This is a genomic window from Streptomyces sp. NPDC002276 (assembly GCF_053891435.1).
The window spans coordinates 143,382-160,745 of the sequence record NZ_JBSFCQ010000017.1; the positions used below are offsets into that span (position 1 = coordinate 143,382).

Below are 17,364 nucleotides of genomic sequence, written 5' to 3' on the forward strand. Positions count from 1 at the left end.
TGGCTGCTACTTGACCAAGTAGGCCCTTTTCTCGATCAGTTTGCCGTCCTTGAAGCAGAAGCGGTAGGCGGGCATCTTGTCCCCCTCGTTCGGCCAGTCCTCCGTCGACAGGTAGGTCGCACACGTCGACCCCCGAGGCTCGGCGGGCCCCTTGCCGACCATGGCCTTGGCTATGAACGACTTACCGTGCGGCAGCTTGTCCCGCACCGCCGTCTCGGTGTCTCCGACCTTCACGGAGTTGTAGACGGACGGCTGGATCATGAGTTTGTCGGACTCCTTCTCCACCAGGTTGACGACCAGCACGACGGCCAGCACTCCGAGAACCAGGAAGGCCACCACTGCGGCACTGCATCCGATCACAATGCCTTTCCCCTTGCGTCCCATGGCGATGTCGAACTCCTTCTGCCTGTCCGGCGCACCGGACCAGTCGATGTCCGCACCACCGTCGCCGGGCACCACCCCTTCGCTCTGCCCCCGGAAGTCGTTCGCCCCATCGACGAACGTCGTTCCCTTCCGCGCCGAGTCCACTTGCCGCTGGTCCCCGCCCGGCGTGCGCAGTGGCGGGCCGTACGGCAGAACGCCCGCGACCCGGAACCCGCCCTCGGCCGTGGAGCCCGTATGCACCATGCCGCCGACCAGCCGGGCCCGCTCCTGAAGGCCCGTGAGGCCCTGCCCGCCGCTGACCACGGTGTGCCGTCCGCCGCCGGTCGTCACGGGTATCGGACCGTTGGCGACCTCGACCACCAGGGAGTCCGGCTCGTACCGCAACTCGACGGCGATGGAGGCTCCCGGCGCGTGCTTCAGGGCATTGGTCAGCGCCTCCTGCACGATCCGGTACGCCGCGTGATCGGCGGCCGGGGTCAGTGGCCGTGCCTCGCCCGCCCGCCGTAGCTCCACGGCCGAATGCGCCCCTCGCGACACCGCCACCAGGTCGGCTATCCCCGCCACACCCCTGGCCGCGGGCTCCGGGTCGGGCTCGTGTTCCCGGGCCCGGTCCGGTGTGCCGTCGTGCAGGATGCCGACGGCCTCGCGCAGTTCGTGCATCGCGGCCACGGACGCCTCCCGCAGGACCCCTACCACCTCGCGCTGCCCGTCCGTCAGGTCCCGGTCCACCTCCAGGGCGCCCGTGTGGACGGCGATCAGAGCCAGTTGGTGACCGAGGCTGTCGTGCATGTCCTGCGCGATGCGCTGCCGCTCGCGCAGGCGGGCGTGGGACGCGATGATCTCGCGTTCGCGCAGCAGTTGGGCGTTGTGCTCGTGCAGCGCGTGCACCAGCCTGCGCCGCTGGGCGCGGTAGCGACTGGTGAGACCGGGCACCACTGTCGTCGCCAGGAACGCGAGCGCGGTGAACACCAGTGTCTGCGCAGCGAACACGTTGAAGGGCGCTTGGCTGACGGACAGTCCCGTGAAGAGGACGAAGGTCGTCCCGAACAGCGCGAGTGCCCGTCGCGGCGCCTCGATCCGTGCCCCCGCCGACCAGCTCGCGGCCATCAGCACGACCCCGAAGGTGCCGAGCCCACCGGCGAGCGCACCGGTGAGAACCAGCACGGTCGCCGGGAAGGACCGCCGCAGCAGCGAGAGCACCACGGCGGTCACCGCCGCCGCGATCATCCGCGGCGCGCCCCCGTCGGAGAAACTCAGCATCGCGAACAGGCCCAGCACCAGAGCCAGCACCGTCTCGCCGACGATCTGCCGCCGGGACCACAGATGTGCCGCCCCCAACTGCTTCCGGACCTCGCGCGCCTTCGTCTTCACGTCCACGCGCCAACGGTAGACATCACTGCCCGCCCGCACAGCCTCCGTTCGTCGCGACCACGAGCGACCAAAGTCGTACAGCGGTCCGAGGAGCAGGCGGGCTCGGGCAGGTGCGCTGTCGACGGGTCCGTCAGCCGTTGTCGCTGAAGGACTTGACCTGGCACGCGACCTTGTACTTGTCGAAGTCGGGCAGATTCAGGCTGTCACCGCTGACGAGCGCCCAATTCCCTTCGGAGACCACGCTCTTGATCCCGTGACCGTTCATGCACTTGACCATGGCCCGCACGCCGTCGCTGTAACGGGGATTCTTCGCCGGATCCATTTCCACCGGCTGAAGAGGGTATCTCAAGTCGCAGGCCTTGAGCGCCGGGCTGTCGGGGGCGGGTTTCCGGTCGGCCGGTACACCGTGATCGTGGAGGCAGTCCGTCCAGGCGTCCCAGAGCCTGTTGACGTCCTGCTGGTTGTCGTCGAGCCGGATCCGCACGTGTCCGGCGTCCGGATCCGCCGTCTTTCCGGCGGTGGCGGAAGGGGTGGCGATGGAAGCGACACCCTCGTCGCGGGTGCCGATCCCACCGTTGCCGCAGGAGGTGAGCATGACGAGGGCCGTGGCGGCTGCGAGAACTGTCAGGCCGGGACCGACGATGCCGTGGCGCACGGGCTGGATGGATTGGACGAAGGAGGACATGGCGCCAACATCCCGGCAGGGTATGAAGATCCTGTCAGCGACCGATCAGCGTTCTGTTTGCGCGGGATCGGTGATGTGCGTGGCGCGCTCGACGCCCGCACGGCGTCTTCGACGCTCCGCCGAGCAGGCCGGAGGCCGACGTCGATCTGCTGCTCCAGGCTGTCCCGGAGTTCGGCGAGCAGCGGGCTGCCGGAGGCCTCGATGACGGCCCGTCCGGGCGCTGGGCGGGTTGCGTGCCTCGCGCAGCCTGTCGGTGCTGTTCATCGTCGAGGAACCGCTGGCGCGGAGGTGGTCGACTCCGCACAACACCCGTACACCATCGGGTTGTTGGGCTCACGCCCCGATATCGCGAGCCGGGCGAGGCGGTACTTCCGCGTCGAGGTGCGCGATCGTCATGGACGAGTGCCGCGAGGCGTCGTCGCCCCAGCGCCTCGTCGACGGACACGCGGTCGCCTACCTGTGTGTCACGGCGACAGGAGCACTTCTCGGCGTCCGCCAAGTCCTCCTCGCTACGACCGAGTTGTCCGCCCGTCGCGCCAACCCCCGCTGCCTGACCCGCAAGTGCCCTGCACCGACCCTCGGTCGAAGGGGCCACGGGCTGCTCAGGACTGACTCCATACGAGCGTGTAGCGCCAGAACAATCGTCGCCGTGGCCGCGCGCCGGGGAGGACGTCTCCGGCTTCACGGACGATGTCGTCGAAGGCCATGTCCGCCGAGCGGGTGGGGGCCGTCATGGAGACGGGCCGCTGCGACGGGCGCCCCTTGTTCTTCAGCCAGCCCATGGCGGCGTTGGCCGGAATGGCGACGGCACCGAGCAGGTGGTCTGCCGGTGTCTGTGCGCGGGACAGGCCGACGATCACCAGGGTCCCTCCCGGCGCCAGATGACGGCGGAAGCGGGTGAGCGCCTCTGCGAACGGCAGGTGGTGGATCGTGGCGACGCATGTGATCACGTCGTACTGGCCGGCCGGGAACGCGGCTGTCGCATCCGCGACGGTGAAGGTGACAGGGAGCCCGGGAGGAGTCAGCTTCTGGGCCTGAGCTGTGATCACCGGATCGGAATCGACGGCCTGCACTACATCGGCTCGTCCGGCCAAGCGCCTTGCGAGGTCACCGCTGCCGGAACCGACGTCCAGGGCGCGGTGGAAGCGCCTCGGCAACTGCCGCAGGATCCAGCGGTGGTAGTGGGCGTTGTGGTCCCAGGGGTATGCGGCGTTGAAGCGTTCAAGAGCCCGCAGCACACGAGGCGACAAGATCTTCATTGCCCCAGTCCATCAAGTCCCTGCGGCATGCACACCGTGTTCCGAAAAAGGTTCAACCGCCTCCGGGCTGCCTGGCGCAGTCCAAGGAAGCGAGTCGAGGAACAACACCTACTGACGAGCGGATGACCGCGACCATGGTCCGTGGGGTGGGCGGCGCGACTCGTACGGCGTGTCAATGACCGGAAAGCGGCGGTCAGTTGGCCGAGTTCTGCCCCCGTCCGACCGTGCGCGGAGTGCCGTGCATGCCACCTCTGACCGGAATCCCCGCGCGACCTGACCGACATCGGACGCGTCGAACAACTTCTGTCCCAGCGCTGTACGGGAATCCGGTGTTCGGGATAGCGTCACCACGCAGCTGCCGAGTGAAACGATTCAATCCACTGCCGCACAAGGGGACAGCATGGCGTCGAACAGCACACCGGACAAAGGCATTTCCCGTCGCGCAGCTCTGGCCGCAGCAGGCACCGTCGGACTCACCGCAGTATCCCTCTCGACCGGACTTCCCGCCGCGGAGGCGCTCCCCGCCGCGGAAGCCTCCGCTTCGCTCACCGGCAGCCCGTCGCGTCGCGCCGGCGGCTGGCACCGCTACGTCCAGGGGCCGTCCTCGCGCACGGTCCGGCCGGTACGGATCGTCGCGTCGACCGGAGACGTGAAGAACCCCAACGCGCTGCTCAAGCCCGGCGGTTCCAGATCAGTCCTGCGGCGCCCGCAGCCCGCGGCGGCGCCCGCCTGGCCCGCCGGCACCACGGCCGAGGCCTCCTCGGCACACGCGGGCAACAACGGCAACGACGGTCAGCCGCGCACCTACGACGCCTCCAACGCGATCGACGGAAACCCGGACACCTTCTGGAACGACGACACCCTCGGCGTGTTCCCCGACGTCCTCACCATCACCGCGCCGCAGGTCGCGACCCTGAAGGGCATCACGGTGATCTCCAACAGCGACGGCGTGCCCACCGATTACACCGTCGACGTGTGGCGCGACGGCGACTGGCACACCGCCGCGACGGTCACCGGCAACGACGCGGTACAGAAGGCCGTTCCGTTCACGGAGCAGGTCGACACTGACCGCGTGCGCATCACGGTGACCCACGCCCAGGACACCTCGCACGGCAACTTCACCCGGGTCAACGAGGTCTGGCCCGCGCCGGTCGAGCCGATCCCCGTGGCCAGCGTCACCGTGGACTTCGGCAAGGTCGTGGTCGGATATCCGCAGATCAGGTTCACCTCCGCATCCGCCAACTCCCCAGGTGTACGCGTCGCGTTCTCCGAGACCCGCCAATTCCTCACCGACCGCTCGGACTTCACCCGCTCCGACCAGGCGGGCGGCGCCGGACAGGGCACGGACCAGTTCGCCGTACCCGCGAAGGGCGCCAACTGGACCGACCACAAAGGCTTCCAGGCCGGCGACAAGGTCTTCGCGGACGGACTGCACGGATTCCGTTACCTCAAGATCAGCCTCGACGCACTCGCCACGGACAGCCCCGCCGCGCAGCCCTGGGGGACGGTCGAAATCGACTCAGTGGCCCTCCAGTTCACCGCCTATGTGGGCACACCGAGCACCTACCGGGGCTGGTTCCTGTGCTCCGACGACGAGTTGAATCGTTACTGGTACGGCGCCGCGTACACCAACGAACTCGTCACCGACACCTTCCGCCAGGACGACGTCGATCCGCGCAACGCCTGGAGTGCCACGCTGGAGGGGAAGTTGGTCCTCCAGGACGGTGCCAAGCGCGACCGCGACCCGTACGTCGGCGATCTCGCCGTCTCCGCCCGCACCCTCTATCTCACCCACGACGACGCGGCAGCCGCGGCCCGCAACGTCCTGGCCGACCTCGCCGACCACCAGCGCGCCGACGGCTGGATACCGCCCGCCTCCATCGGCAACTACACGCTGCCGCTCTTCGACTATCCGCTGTACTGGGTCACTTGCAGCTGGGACTACGTCCTCTACACCGGGGACCGCCAGTACGCGACGCGTTACTACCCCACCCTGCTGAAGGTCCTGGACACCTGGTACCCCAGCGTCACGGACGACGCGGGCCTGCTGAGCAAGGGCCTCAACGGGACCGGTGGTTACGGCGACTACGCGTTCCTCGGCCGCACCGGCCGGGTCACCTACTACAACGCGCTCTACGTCCAAGCCCTCCAGAACGCCGCCCAGTTGGCGACCCTGCTGGGCCAGAAGGCCGACGCCACGCGCTGGAGCGGGCGGGGGGACAAGGTCGCGCAGACCGTCAACTCGCTGCTGTGGGACGCGGATGCGGGTGCCTACCTGGACTCCTCGACCGGCGCGGTGCGCCACGCGCAGGACGGCAACTCCCTCGCGGTCGTCACCGGCATCGCCGACGCGGACCGCGCCACCTCCGCGCTCGCCCATCTCGACGCGACGACGAAACGGCCGTACGGCAACGCCTTCATGGACAACGACACGATCTTCGACCAGGCCTCCCAGCGGGTCTACGCCTTCACCTCCTACCCGGAGATCGAGGCCCGCTTCCTGACCGGCCAGGTCGACTCCGCGCTCGACCAGATCCGCCGTATGTACGGCTGGATGGACAAGAACGACCCCGGCATCACCAACTGGGAGGGCATCGGCCCGAACGGGTCGCTGTACGAGGACGCCTACACCAGCATGGCGCACGGCTGGTCCACCGGAGTCCTGCCCGCGCTCACCAACAACCTCCTCGGCGCCCGGCCGACCTCACCCGGCTACGCCACCTGGGAAGTGCGCCCGCAACCCGGCCCCGTCGACTGGGCGACGGGTCAACTCCCCACGCCTTACGGCCCGTTGGGCGTCGAGTGGGAGAACAGCACCCGCGTCTTCCGCCTCACCGTCCGCGTACCCAAGCACACCCAGGGGTCCGTCATTCTGCCCGGTGACGCGCGCCGGCAACGCGTGTCCGTCGGCCGGAGAACCCTCTGGGACGGGAAGCGCGCGTCGACCCGCGACGTGACCGTGACCGACGGCACGGTCACGGTGTCGGGCCTCGGCCCCGGCGAGCACAGCATCGTGAGCGAGACGCGCGGCAACTGACGCCATTTGGGCCCGAGTTGGCCCACCATCACAGTGAACCCCTCCAGGGCAGGCCAACGCGGGTCTGCCTGTCCCGGACCGGAGACATGGTGGGCGACGGTGGTCTCGATGGCTGGTTGCGCCGAAACCGGTCAGATGGCCTTACAGAAGCGCGGCTTTGATCTGAACGCGTGGATCCGGCCGCTGTCCGTGGACGGGCTACTGCTCCTGGGCGCGGTCTGCTTGCCGAAGCCTTCCGCGGCCCACACGCGTCGAGTCGTCGGCCCTTGGCGTCGTCCTTTCATGAGCGTGCTCGTCCATATCGAGGGCGGTGACAGCGGGGTGGTCTCGCAGACCGGGGCAGTGCTGCTGGTCGAGACAGTCGATCTGACCGACTGAGCCCGGATCCACCGGCTTGATGCCGGTGGATGGTTCACCCAGAAACGAAGAAGTGCCTTGCGACCTGCGATGATGGGGTTTGTCTGCGACCACATCAGGCAGGATCGACAAGGCACTTCCGAGATGCAGTCTTCCCACGCCGCGGCGGCGGTCTCATCCGCGTTCGATGATCCGAACCTGATCGCGTACGGCGGGCTGGAGCAGGTGGTGCGGCTGGCCGAGCGGTGTGGTCTGCCCGCGCTGGTCGGGGAGACGGACCCTGGTACGGCTGAAGGGGTTGGACTATCCGTTGTGTGCTTCGAGCTCGGTCGCCAGCGTCTGTTGGGTGGCCGCCCACGACGCCAAGAGCGCCAGATTGTCAGCGGTCGGTGTGCCCGCGGGTGCGGTGTAGATGTTGAGGTGCAGGCCGGGTTCGGCGGGCAGTTCCAGGGATTCGACGTCCAAGTCGAGCCGGCCCACGATCGGATGGTGCATACGCTTGCGGCCGGACCGGTGCAGCCGCACGTCCTGAGATGCCCACCGCTGCCGAAACAGCTCACTGCACGTTGACAGTTCGCCGACCAGGGCGATCAGCTCCTCATCGTGCGGATTGCGGCCGGCTTCCATACGCAGCTTCGCGGCCACGCCACCGGCAACCTGGTCGTAGTCGACAAAGAATTCTCCGGCCGCCTCAGGGTTCAGATAGACGAACCGCGCTGTGTTCGCGGGCCGTCGCGGGTCGGCCAGCACCGGTGAATACAGCGCGCGAGCGAGTTGGTTCATGGCGAGCGCGTCATAACGGCCGTTACCGATCCAGGCCGGCGCACCGGAAATCGCGTCGAGCACCTGCTGCAGCGTTGAGCGCACAGTCACGGCAGGCCTGCGCCGGCGTGGGCTGCGGGGCGCCCTCGATTGGCGCGCGAGGTGGAACAGGTGGTCGCGCTCGGCCTCGTCGAGCTGCAAGGCAGAAGCCAACGCTTCGAGCACGCCGTCGGAGGCACCGGCGAGGCTGCCGCGCTCCATGCGCACGTAGTAGTCGACCGATACCCCCGCCAGCAGCGCGACCTCCTCGCGGCGCAGACCTTTGACCCGGCGGTTGCCGCCGTAAGCGGGCAGGCCCGCCCGCTCGGGTGCGATGCGGGCGCGACGTGAGCTGAGAAACTCCCGGATCTCGGTGCGTAGATCCATCGCGGTTGTCTCCTCATCGTAAGCCCGTCCCGCAGGCTAATGGATATTTGTTGCGGTCGTTGCGGTGCCGCCGTCCACCGGGATGATGGCGCCCGTGAGATAGGACCCGGCCCGGCTGGCGAGAAACACGGCGGCACCCGCCATGTCGTCGTCGCGGCCGACCCGGCGCAGAGGGGCCGCCGCCGCGATCGTGTCGCCGATGGCATCGAGAGTGGTCGCCATCATCTGCGACGGGAACACTCCCGGTGCTACTGCGTTCACCGTGATGTGCTGTGGGCCCAGCTCTCTGGCAAGCACCCTGGTGAGTTGATGGAGTGCCGCTTTGCTGCTGGCGTACGAGTAGTTGGGCGACGGGGCGACGTGGATGGCGGCGATGCTGCCGATGTTGATGATCCGTGCGGGATCATCGGCGGTGCCCGCCTTACGAAGTGCCGGGAGCAGTGCCTGCACCAGCCAGAACGGCGCCTTGAGGTTGAGGTCGAGCACTGTGTCCCAGGCCTCGTCCGGGAACGTCTCCAGCGGCTCGCGCCACATCGCTCCCGCGTTGTTGACAAGGATGTCCAGGCGTTCCGAGTCGGCCTGGACAAGATCGGCGAGGCGCTGACACTCGTCGTGCCTGGACAGGTCGGCGGGAATTGCCCGAACGTCGCCGAATTCGGATAGTAGACGCTGTGCCTCCGCGCACGTGTCCGCGTTGCGTGAGCTGATGACGACGCGGGCGCCCGCTTGGAGAAGGCCGCGCGCTATCATCATGCCAATGCCTCTGGTGCCGCCAGTGACAAGGGCGTACTTTCCCCTCAGATCGAAAAGTTCTGTGTGAGTGGTGAACTGGTTCTCCGCCATTGGTCTCCGTCACTTCTGTCGTAAAGGAATGCGCCGACACGGTCGCGTATTCGGGGTAGCTGAATTGAATGATGATGAAGCTGCGGTACGTTTCCATGGAGTGTTGTCGGCGCTTTCGGTTCAACCAGGTTGACAGGTGTTTGGAACGTCGGGGAGACCCTGGTGATACAGGTACTGCCAGAACCCCCCTTCCCTGGTGCGCTGAGTCCGGATCACCCCGGCTTGATGTCCGTGGATGGTTCACCCAGAAATCACCCAGAAACGAAGAAGTGCCTTGCGAACTGCGATGATGCGGTTTTTCCAGGACCACATCAGGCACGGTCGACAAGGCACTTCCGAGATGCAAAGTTCCCATGCCGCAGCGGACGTCTCATCCGCGTTCGATGCCCCGAACCTGATCGCATACGGCGGACTGGAGCCGGTGGTGCGGCCGACCGAGCGGTGCGGTCTGCCCAAGCAGGCCGGCGAGCACGTCCGGCTGCCCACTTCGAAGGACGGCACCGGCGCCTTCCCTGCGGCGAAACTGATGTCGCTGATGGGCGGCATGGCGCGATGGGCCGCCTGTTCTCCGGAGTGCGGGCCCCGTCCGCGCCGGGGTCGTTCCTGCGCTCCTTCACCCACGGGCATGTGAAGCAACCGCACGCCGTGGCCCGCCGGTTCCTGCACGAACTGGCCCGTCACACCCCGCTGCTGCCCGGCGCGGACCAGGCCGCCTACGTGGACATCGACGACACCATCCGCCGCACCCACGGCTATTCCAAACGAGGCGCCGGATACGGATACAGCAAGGTCAAGGGCCTGAATGCACTGCTAGGCGTCGCCTCCACACCCCTGTCCGCCCCCGTGATCGCTGCCATCAGGCTACGCAAGGGACCCTCGAACTCCGCGCGCGGGGCGGCAGCGCTCGTCACCGAGACCATCCGCACCGCACGCGCCTGCGGCGCCGGCGGCCCGCTGGTGCTGCGGGCGGACTCCGCGTTCTACGGCGCCGACGTCATCAACGCCTGCCGGGCCCTGGGTGCCCGCTTCTCCACCACCATGCGGATGAACACCTCCGCCAAAGCCGCCATCGCCCGCATCGACAAGGACGCCTGGACACCGATCAAATATCCCCAAGCGAGCTGGGACGAGGAGGGCCAGTGCTGGATCTCCGACGCCGAGACAGCCGAGATCCGCTACACCGCTTTCACTTCCAAGCCGAAGAAACAGCAGGTCACCGCCCGACCGATCGCGCGCCGCGCCAAGCGCCTGAGCGCCGGTACCGTCCCCGCCGAGCAGGGCATGCTTTTCGATATCTGGCGCTACCACGCCGCGTTCACCGACTCCCCGCTCGCCTTGAGGGATGCCGAGCGTGACCACCGTCGGCACGCTGTCGTCGAGCAGGTGATCGCCGATGTCAAGAACAGCGGCTTCGCCCACGCGCCGTCCGGTCACTTCCAGGCCAATGCCGCGTGGTTTGCCCTGGCGGCCCTGGCACACAACCTGACCCGCGCCGCCGGCGCGCTGGCCTCCGCGTTTCGTGCCAGGGCGACCACCGCCACCATTCGTGATCGCCTGATCAACGTGCCCGCCCGCCTGGCCCGCTCCGCCCGCCGCCTCACCCTGTACCTGCCCGAGCGCTGGCCCTGGAGCGAGGACTTCACCCAGCTTTTCAGCACAGGGCATGCACCGCCGGCCCTCCGGTACCCGGGTCCTACGGCCCGTGACGGTCGGCAGAGGTCAGGACCCGTCGGGGCAGGACCATCTCAAGATTCTCATGGTGAGGAGGTCGAAATCCACCTCGATCGGTTCCGGTGCGCTGTTGCTCGTCACGCGTGCACGGACGGTGTTGGCCCCTGCGCTGCGGGGGTCGCCGACGGTGAAGGTGGTGGTGGCCTCCACATCCCCACACGTGGCCGCCAAGTTGCCGGCTCCGCGGCCTTCGAGAACAGCTTCTCGCTTCAATGCCGTGTCCGTGAAATACGCGGTCATCAGCTTCCGCAGCTTCGAATTCGAATGTCGGGTGGCGAAGGCATCCGGCAGAACCGAGTAGTAAGCCCGCAGTTTCTCCTGGGCCGCCGATATTTTGGAAACCTCACCGAGGCGGGCGGGATTTTCCGCCGATCGGTCCGCGCCCACGGAATTCCAGTAGGCGCTCGCACCGAGTGCCACCACCGCGATCGCCGCAATGACAGCGGAGCGGGTACGGCGTTGACGGCGTCGGGCGCTTCGGTGACGCAACTCCTGTGCGGACACCGGCCGTTCCACCCGGACACTCTCCAACTGGGCGACGCTCTCGATGAGCCAGACAGGACGCTCGTACTCATCCGACATGGCCCACCTCCTGGTCCGGCAGGGCGGAAAGGTGGCGGGCGAGCGACAGGCGTCCGCGGACCAGCCAGACCCTGATGCTGCCGGCCGGCCAGCCGGTCTCGGCACTGATCTGCTCGACGCTGAGGTCGCACAGGTGGTGGAGGACGACGGCACTTCTCTGCTTCTTCGGAAGAGTGCGAAGTGCCTCGACGAGAGCGATGCGCTCGGGGGACGGGCCTTCGATGTGGCGCTGGTCGTGATGGCGCTGCATGAGCTGCACACCGCGCCGCAGACGCCGGAAGCGCGATACGGCGAGCCGCCAGGCCGTGGTGCGGATCCACGCCTCCTGGGAACCGTCGCTCGTGAATATCCCACGTCGGCCCCAGGCCCTTATGAACGCCTCCTGGACGACATCCTGGGCCTCCGGCAGATCACCGGTCATCGCGTAAAGCTGCCGAACGAGCCTGGGGTAGGCCACCGCATAGAATTCATCGAACTCCTCTTCCGCCGTGCCTCTCGCCACTCTTCCGCCATTCATATCCGTCCACAGAACGGCCAGGGGTCTTCTGTACGGGAAGTACGCACGAGCGCTGATCCCCCGCTACAGCGGTTCCCTGTGATCCGTATCACCGCATCCGGGTGTCGCGTCCGAGGCCCCGCGCTGCGTAGTCCAGCTGTCCAAGTCAAACCGACAGCAGAGGAACTCCCATGCGCCATGCAGCTCCCCGTAAGCCGAGCAGGATGGGAACGACGTTCAGGACCGCCGCGGTCAGCGCTCTCGCACTCGGCAGCTTGACAGTGGCGGCGGGGTCGCAGGTCCACGCGGCCACGGCGACCTCGCACTCCACGACGGACGACGAATCCGCACGCGCACAGAAGCAGAAGGCCGAGGCGGTTGCCGCCGCGGCCAAGGAGAAGAGTTCTCGCACCACGCCGAGCCCCGAAGCCGCACAGGCCCTGAAGGCGAAGAAGGCCGCCGTGGCCAAGGGGCAGACTTCCCGGCCCGTGACCGACCCGGCGGCGGTGCGCACCCTGAAGATGAAGACGATCGCGATAGCTCACGCGCCGAAGGGCTGATCGACCTCGTCTCTCTCATGAGTGTGCTCGCCCATGCCTTGATCAAATAAGCGGAGAGTGCTTCTGAACTGCAACGATGGGACCTGTCCAGGGTCCTGTTGGCTGCACGGAAGGAAGCACTCTCCAGCTGGGCACGCGTGTCGGGGTGTACCCGCGTGTCCGCCTCGAGGGCGGTGGCAGTGGGGCGGTCTCGCAGGCCGGGGCAGTGCTGCTGGTCGAGACAGTCCGCACGGTGGGCCTGGACACCGCGATATCGGCGGCAATGGCGCGGTGGCGTAAGCCGAGGACGGTGCACGACCCGGGCAAGGTCCTGCTGGATGTCGCGCTCGGAGTCGCTCTGGGCGGGGACTGCCTCGCCGATGTCGCCATTGGGAGTTGGCCGGCGCGGACAGTCCGGCCGCCGACGGCCAGGTGATCGTGGACATCGACGGGGTTCTGGTCCTTGCGCACTCCGAGAAGCAGGACGCCACCCCAGCATGGAAGAAGACCTTCGGCCACCATCCGCTCGTCGGGTTCGTCGACCACGGCCCGGCAACGCCAGCGTCGGCATCCAGGTGAGGATTCATTGTCCGGCCACAAGCTGCTGTTGGGGGAGACCGACGGTATCCGTGTCGAAGGCGACCGTGACTCCGTACGTCGTCAGGCAGTCGGACTCGAACGGGGCGAGTACTCCGGCGCGGAGCGGGTCGGCCTTGAGAGCAGGTTCGGCTGAAGTTCGGTCAGGCTGCCGTACTGGTTGCGCAGCCGGCGCACTTCGGCCGAGTCCGTAAAGCTGAGTTTCACGCGACGGGCGGTTGGTCCCCGCGCCGACTGGGCCGTGCTCACCATGAAGTTTTGATGCCCTTCCAGCTATGGCGTGTTCGGCGCAACATATATCGAGCCCATTAGTCCTGCGAGGTCATCCACTTCTTTAAAGAAGCGTCTGATGACCAATACGGCATGAAGAGCAAGCATGGACAGGATGGAACCGATGGCAATCCATCTCAGTACCGCGTCCCCTGTGGACGTACCCGCTTTAGGAATAAGCAATGCGCTTGTGCCGAGCGCCAGGAGGCATACTCCCGCCTGATAAGCCCATGTGGCCACCATGCTCAGCCCGAGCCACCGCTCAAAGTGTTCATTCCGTATCGCCGATTCAGCTTCTGTGATCTCACGGTCTAGTTCGGCACCGGATGGAGTCCAGGTCAGGAATTCGTCACGGGTGTAGAGGAATCGCCTGGCCCTGATGGATATTTGGACGCAGGCAACAAGGGAAATAGCGGCCCATGTGAAAAGCAGCATTGACAGCGCGGGCCAGCGAAACGCCGCTGAGTCCGTGCACAGTACCCCGATGGTGGCGATGGCCGCGCCCGCCAACAGAGGCGCGGCCACGGATGTCAAGGCGTCCATGGTGGCTGGTATGCCCGGCGTCCCAGGGCGCCTCGGGCTGGCGTGCGGCAGGGGCAATGCCGGATCGTTGTCGGCCAAGTTTCTCCCCTCCTGCCGACCTCGCGTGCATTCGTATGGTGATGCATCCCGCCGTCGGCGTGAAGACCTCGGTGGTCTCGGTGCACCCCCTCAACAGGAAGCTCGGCCTCCACAGGGGGGGCTTTACCCGGACGTCCTGCGCACCAGCGCGTTGACCAAATGCTTGACCTCGACAACGGTGCCGCGTTCGCCGTCGTCGAATGAGGGCCGTGCCCGTCGGAGAGCCGAGCCACCAGGCCGACCTGGTGCCCACCGACGTGAACCGGCTGCCTGCCTACGACTCCTTCGCCGACCTCGCGGATGCCGGCCTGACCTGCCGAACACAGCTTCAACGCCTCGACGTTCACCGCGCGGGTCGTCACCTCGCCCCTCTCCGACGTCTACAGCGCCGTCACCGCAGCGATCGGCGCGCTGAAGGGCCCGCTGCACGGTGGCGCGAACGAAGCCGTGATGCACATGCTGAACAAGATCGGCGACCCGCAACAGGCCGACGCGTGGCTCGACGACGCGCTGGCCACCAAGCGGAAGATCATGGGCTTCGGGCACCGGGTCTACAAGCACGGCGACTCCCGCGTCCCGATCATGCAGGACGCCCTCGACCGCTTGGTCGCCCGCGCAACCGACCCCGAGGTGACCCGCCTCGCCACCCTGCACGCGGCCCTGCGGCACGCCATGCTGACCCGCAAGGGCATCCACCCCAACCTCGACTACCCGAGGGGCCTGGCCCACCACCTGATGGGCTTCGACATCCCGGCCTTCACACCGATCTTCGTCATGAGCCGCATCACCGGCTGGACCGCCCACATCACCGAGCAACTCGCCCACGACTCCCTGATCCGCCCGCTGGCCTCCTACGCCGGACAGGAACAGCGGGCGGTGCCGACAGCCTCGTAGCGGAACGGCACGCGCGCGGGTGGCGGGATCGCGGCAGTCGGCGACGACTCGTGAAGGCTCCCCTCAGCGGCCGCTGAAATTCTCGCCCGGACGCACCGAGCTGCGATGGTCATTGCATTCCGCCCGCGGAGCATCGCCCGGAACCGGCCGTGACTGCTGCGCCTGAAGGGCGAGGCTGACGAGCGTCATGAGGAGCTGCACATCCGAGGGAACGCCGAGGCGCACCGTCACCCAATGCGAGCCGAGTACGAGCTGCACGGCCGATGCTGCCCTGAGGTGGTCCTCGAAACGTCTTATGGCGCGGGCCGTGAGATAGAGGTCGACGTCGTCGTCGGAGTGGAAATGCGCGATCTCGCCATGGGCGGACCGCAGGGCCCGGCCGACACCGCAGCTCGGTTCCGCCTCGGTGAGGTCGGGCCAGGTCGCCAATTGCGTGAAGGCACGCGAGGCCAATGTCATGTAGTCATAATGACCAGCTCACTCCCCGGCCACCAGGACATGACGGATACGTAACTGATCCCAGGTGTGCCCCAGGGCTTCGGCGTAGTCGGCGGGCGCCCGCTTTGTGATCATGCGAGGCCGAGGAGTGCGAGGGGTCGGCGGGCGTCGCGTGCGTTGCGACGGAGGTCGGCTGCGATGTTCTTGACGCCGCTCAGCCGGAGTGCGCCGACGGCGAGGTTGCGCCAGGTCGCCATCGGGCGGGGTGCGTTGCCGGTCCGCAGCTGGGAGGCGTCCTCGGCGAAGGTGGTGTCGCGGACGTGGTGCAGGGCCTCGATCTTCCAGTGGTCGCGGATCAGTCTCGCGAGTTGGACGGGGGCGGCCTGCTCGGCGGTCAGGCTGGTGACCGCGTGGACGGTCGTGATGGTGGTCCTGCCGGTCTTGCGGTCGGTGCGGCGGCGCTTGATCTGGACGGCCTGGCGGGCGCCGGGGAAGAGCAGGTTGTTCACAGTGGCGCCTTGATCCGGCGGATCTCCGCGCGACCGTGTCCGGTGCCCCGGGTGCGGCCCTGGAACGGGATGTCCGTCCAGGGAAGGGACTTCAGCTGCCTGCGTAGCTTCTTCTGGTTGCCCTTGACGATCGCGATGTAATGGGCCCCGCGGCCCAGGAGGTAGGCGGCGTGCTCGCGTTGCGTATGGAGTGCGTCGCTGGTGACCACGGTTGCGGCCAGGTCGGCGACGGTGTCGAGCAGCGGCCGGAAGCGGGGGACTTCACCGGTCGTCTCGCCGACGTCGAGCCGGGCCAGGACCAGTCCAGTGGTGTGCTCCACCGCGGCAAGCAGATGGATCCTCCGTCCCTGAGCCTTCGCCGCACCGCGCGGGGACTTGCCGTCCACGGACAGTCCGCGAAGCCCGGTGCTCTCGGCTGGCGGTCGGCAAGCCATCCGCCCACCGCCCGGTCCAGGGCGTCACCGTCGATGCGGGTGAGCAGCCGGCGGACCGTCGCCTCCGAGGGCACCAGCCTCCGGGGCGGTACCGGATCGGCGCGCATGCCGAGTCGCTCCAGCACGTGCGGCGGCGCGTCCGCGATCCACTCGCCGACCGCCAGCAGCGAGGTCGCGCCGGTCAGCACCGCGCACGCGGTCAGCGTGAGCACGACGGCCAGAGCATGGCGTACGCCGCGCGGATCGCGCGGATCCGGCACCTGAGCCAGCCGCTCCAGCAGGCCGGGCACCTCCCCGGGCCCGACGTCGGACTGCTCGCGGAGCCGGTCAAGGGCAGGCGGAATCAGGGGTGATGCGTCGGCAGGCACGGTCTTCCAGGCAGGTCACGGGGTGTAGAGCACTCCATGATCACGTGAACCTTTCCTGCATTCGCCCCCGGTCACAGCAACGACGCAGCCTCGCCTGCCACCCAGGTCCGCCAGACACGACGGGTGTTCGGTATGTCAGGGCGGTCAAGGAGCCAGAGCACATACCCGGCGTGGCAACGGGCCCACGGACTGTCCGAACCGGCTGCCCGATCGAGCCTGCCCCGTAGGTCAGCGCTGTCGACAGCCCGGGCCACCCGCACATATTCGCGATCCTTGCAGCGATACGCACGATGGACGACGAGCTCGACCAGGTCGGTGAGCTTCGCCCTGATCGCCTCCTCCCGGGGAGCACGGGCCACCTTACGGATCAGGGTCTCCTTCGTACCCCACGCCTTCGCATGCTGCGTCCACTCCAGCGAGTACCTCGCCTCCCACTCCAGGAAGAGCAGCGCGTAGGGCAGCCCCGGCCACGTCGCCAGATCCCCGCCCACAGGGCCATCCCACACCCCGTCAGGCAGCGAACGCCTCTGGGCTTGCCAATGCCTCTGGAGTGCCTGTCGAAAGGCTGGCTCCCGGTACTGCTCGTCCGCTCCCAGGGGCCGCGTCAGCAGCCACATCTCGTTGGACCGGTCGAGCGCGTCCGTGACTTTCCTCTGAGCCTCGGCCAGATGGACGAGCGCTGCACCTCGCACAGCCGGCTCCTCCGCGATGAGCCCGAACGCCCAACCCAGTCGCTCAGCCCATGCACAAGCGTCATTCGC

Annotated in this window: 15 protein-coding genes and 4 pseudogenes; 7 read left to right on the forward strand and 12 right to left on the reverse strand. The window is 67.6% G+C overall.

The features are described from left to right. Window positions 1–6: 6 nt before the first annotated feature. The 3 genes from ACWIHT_RS35330 to ACWIHT_RS35340 all read right to left on the reverse strand — a co-directional run bounded on the left by ACWIHT_RS35330 (window position 7) and on the right by ACWIHT_RS35340 (window position 3,699). Window positions 7–1,761 carry a histidine kinase gene (locus tag ACWIHT_RS35330; RefSeq protein WP_456172401.1) on the reverse strand — a complete coding sequence of 585 codons (1,755 nt, stop codon included), beginning with the start codon at window positions 1,759–1,761 and terminating at the stop codon, window positions 7–9. Between the two features lie 124 nt (window positions 1,762–1,885). Next, entirely contained in the window at window positions 1,886–2,440 is a 555-nt protein-coding gene (locus ACWIHT_RS35335) for a hypothetical protein (RefSeq protein ID WP_456172402.1), read from the reverse strand. 602 nt (window positions 2,441–3,042) lie between these two features. Next, entirely contained in the window at window positions 3,043–3,699 is a 657-nt protein-coding gene (locus ACWIHT_RS35340; protein ID WP_456172403.1) for a class I SAM-dependent methyltransferase, read from the reverse strand. A gap of 400 nt (window positions 3,700–4,099) precedes the next feature. On the opposite strand from ACWIHT_RS35340, the gene ACWIHT_RS35345 reads away from it, so the two are divergent. Then, window positions 4,100–6,736, forward strand: a complete 2,637-nt coding sequence (locus ACWIHT_RS35345; protein ID WP_456172404.1) for an alpha-L-rhamnosidase-related protein — start codon at window positions 4,100–4,102, stop codon at window positions 6,734–6,736. A gap of 99 nt (window positions 6,737–6,835) precedes the next feature. Next, a complete protein-coding gene (locus tag ACWIHT_RS35350; RefSeq protein WP_456172405.1) occupies window positions 6,836–7,114 on the forward strand; it encodes a hypothetical protein in 279 nt (92 codons plus the stop codon). Between the two features lie 282 nt (window positions 7,115–7,396). Here ACWIHT_RS35350 and ACWIHT_RS35355 read toward each other — a convergent pair whose 3' ends face one another. Further along, window positions 7,397–8,281, reverse strand: coding sequence for a helix-turn-helix transcriptional regulator (locus ACWIHT_RS35355; RefSeq protein WP_456172406.1), 885 nt, complete (start codon window positions 8,279–8,281; stop codon window positions 7,397–7,399). Window positions 8,282–8,317: 36 nt separating this feature from the next. Further along, window positions 8,318–9,124 carry an SDR family oxidoreductase gene (locus ACWIHT_RS35360; RefSeq protein WP_456172407.1) on the reverse strand — a complete coding sequence of 269 codons (807 nt, stop codon included), beginning with the start codon at window positions 9,122–9,124 and terminating at the stop codon, window positions 8,318–8,320. Between the two features lie 340 nt (window positions 9,125–9,464). On the opposite strand from ACWIHT_RS35360, the pseudogene ACWIHT_RS35365 reads away from it, so the two are divergent. Further along, window positions 9,465–10,777 (forward strand): annotated as a pseudogene (locus tag ACWIHT_RS35365) (IS1380 family transposase); the annotation flags it as partial. A 649-nt stretch (window positions 10,778–11,426) separates the two neighbouring features. Here the strand turns inward: ACWIHT_RS35365 and ACWIHT_RS35370 are convergent. Further along, a complete protein-coding gene (locus ACWIHT_RS35370) occupies window positions 11,427–11,954 on the reverse strand; it encodes a SigE family RNA polymerase sigma factor (protein WP_456172408.1) in 528 nt (175 codons plus the stop codon). A 203-nt stretch (window positions 11,955–12,157) separates the two neighbouring features. On the opposite strand from ACWIHT_RS35370, the gene ACWIHT_RS35375 reads away from it, so the two are divergent. From ACWIHT_RS35375 to ACWIHT_RS35385, 3 genes and pseudogenes are all read left to right on the forward strand, one after another. Then, complete coding sequence (locus ACWIHT_RS35375) at window positions 12,158–12,493, forward strand: hypothetical protein (RefSeq protein WP_456172409.1); 336 nt, start codon at window positions 12,158–12,160, stop codon at window positions 12,491–12,493. Window positions 12,494–12,620: 127 nt separating this feature from the next. After that, a pseudogene (locus ACWIHT_RS35380) lies at window positions 12,621–13,024 on the forward strand (transposase); the annotation flags it as partial. A gap of 34 nt (window positions 13,025–13,058) precedes the next feature. Then, the gene (locus ACWIHT_RS35385; RefSeq protein ID WP_456172410.1) at window positions 13,059–13,205 is read left to right on the forward strand and encodes a hypothetical protein; all 147 of its coding nucleotides are present in this window, start codon (window positions 13,059–13,061) and stop codon (window positions 13,203–13,205) included. Window positions 13,206–13,342: 137 nt separating this feature from the next. Here the strand turns inward: ACWIHT_RS35385 and ACWIHT_RS35390 are convergent, their stop codons facing one another. Further along, entirely contained in the window at window positions 13,343–13,882 is a 540-nt protein-coding gene (locus ACWIHT_RS35390) for a hypothetical protein (protein WP_456172411.1), read from the reverse strand. 393 nt (window positions 13,883–14,275) lie between these two features. Between ACWIHT_RS35390 and ACWIHT_RS35395 the strand changes: the two are divergent. After that, a pseudogene (locus ACWIHT_RS35395) lies at window positions 14,276–14,854 on the forward strand (citrate/2-methylcitrate synthase); the annotation flags it as partial. 63 nt (window positions 14,855–14,917) lie between these two features. On the opposite strand, the gene ACWIHT_RS35400 reads toward ACWIHT_RS35395, so the two are convergent. The 5 genes and pseudogenes from ACWIHT_RS35400 to ACWIHT_RS35420 form a co-directional block, all read right to left on the reverse strand. Then, window positions 14,918–15,313 carry a luciferase domain-containing protein gene (locus ACWIHT_RS35400; RefSeq protein WP_456172412.1) on the reverse strand — a complete coding sequence of 132 codons (396 nt, stop codon included), beginning with the start codon at window positions 15,311–15,313 and terminating at the stop codon, window positions 14,918–14,920. Window positions 15,314–15,423: 110 nt separating this feature from the next. Then, on the reverse strand, window positions 15,424–15,801 hold the full coding sequence (locus ACWIHT_RS35405) for a hypothetical protein (RefSeq protein ID WP_456172487.1): 378 nt from the start codon (window positions 15,799–15,801) through the stop codon (window positions 15,424–15,426). Further along, a complete protein-coding gene (locus ACWIHT_RS35410; protein ID WP_456172413.1) occupies window positions 15,798–16,187 on the reverse strand; it encodes an ISAs1 family transposase in 390 nt (129 codons plus the stop codon). The genes ACWIHT_RS35405 and ACWIHT_RS35410 overlap by 4 nt, the downstream gene beginning before the upstream one ends. 101 nt (window positions 16,188–16,288) lie before the next feature. After that, window positions 16,289–16,603, reverse strand: a pseudogene (locus ACWIHT_RS35415) (transposase family protein); the annotation flags it as partial. Between the two features lie 71 nt (window positions 16,604–16,674). Further along, a complete protein-coding gene (locus ACWIHT_RS35420; protein WP_456172414.1) occupies window positions 16,675–17,295 on the reverse strand; it encodes a hypothetical protein in 621 nt (206 codons plus the stop codon). Window positions 17,296–17,364: the final 69 nt, after the last annotated feature.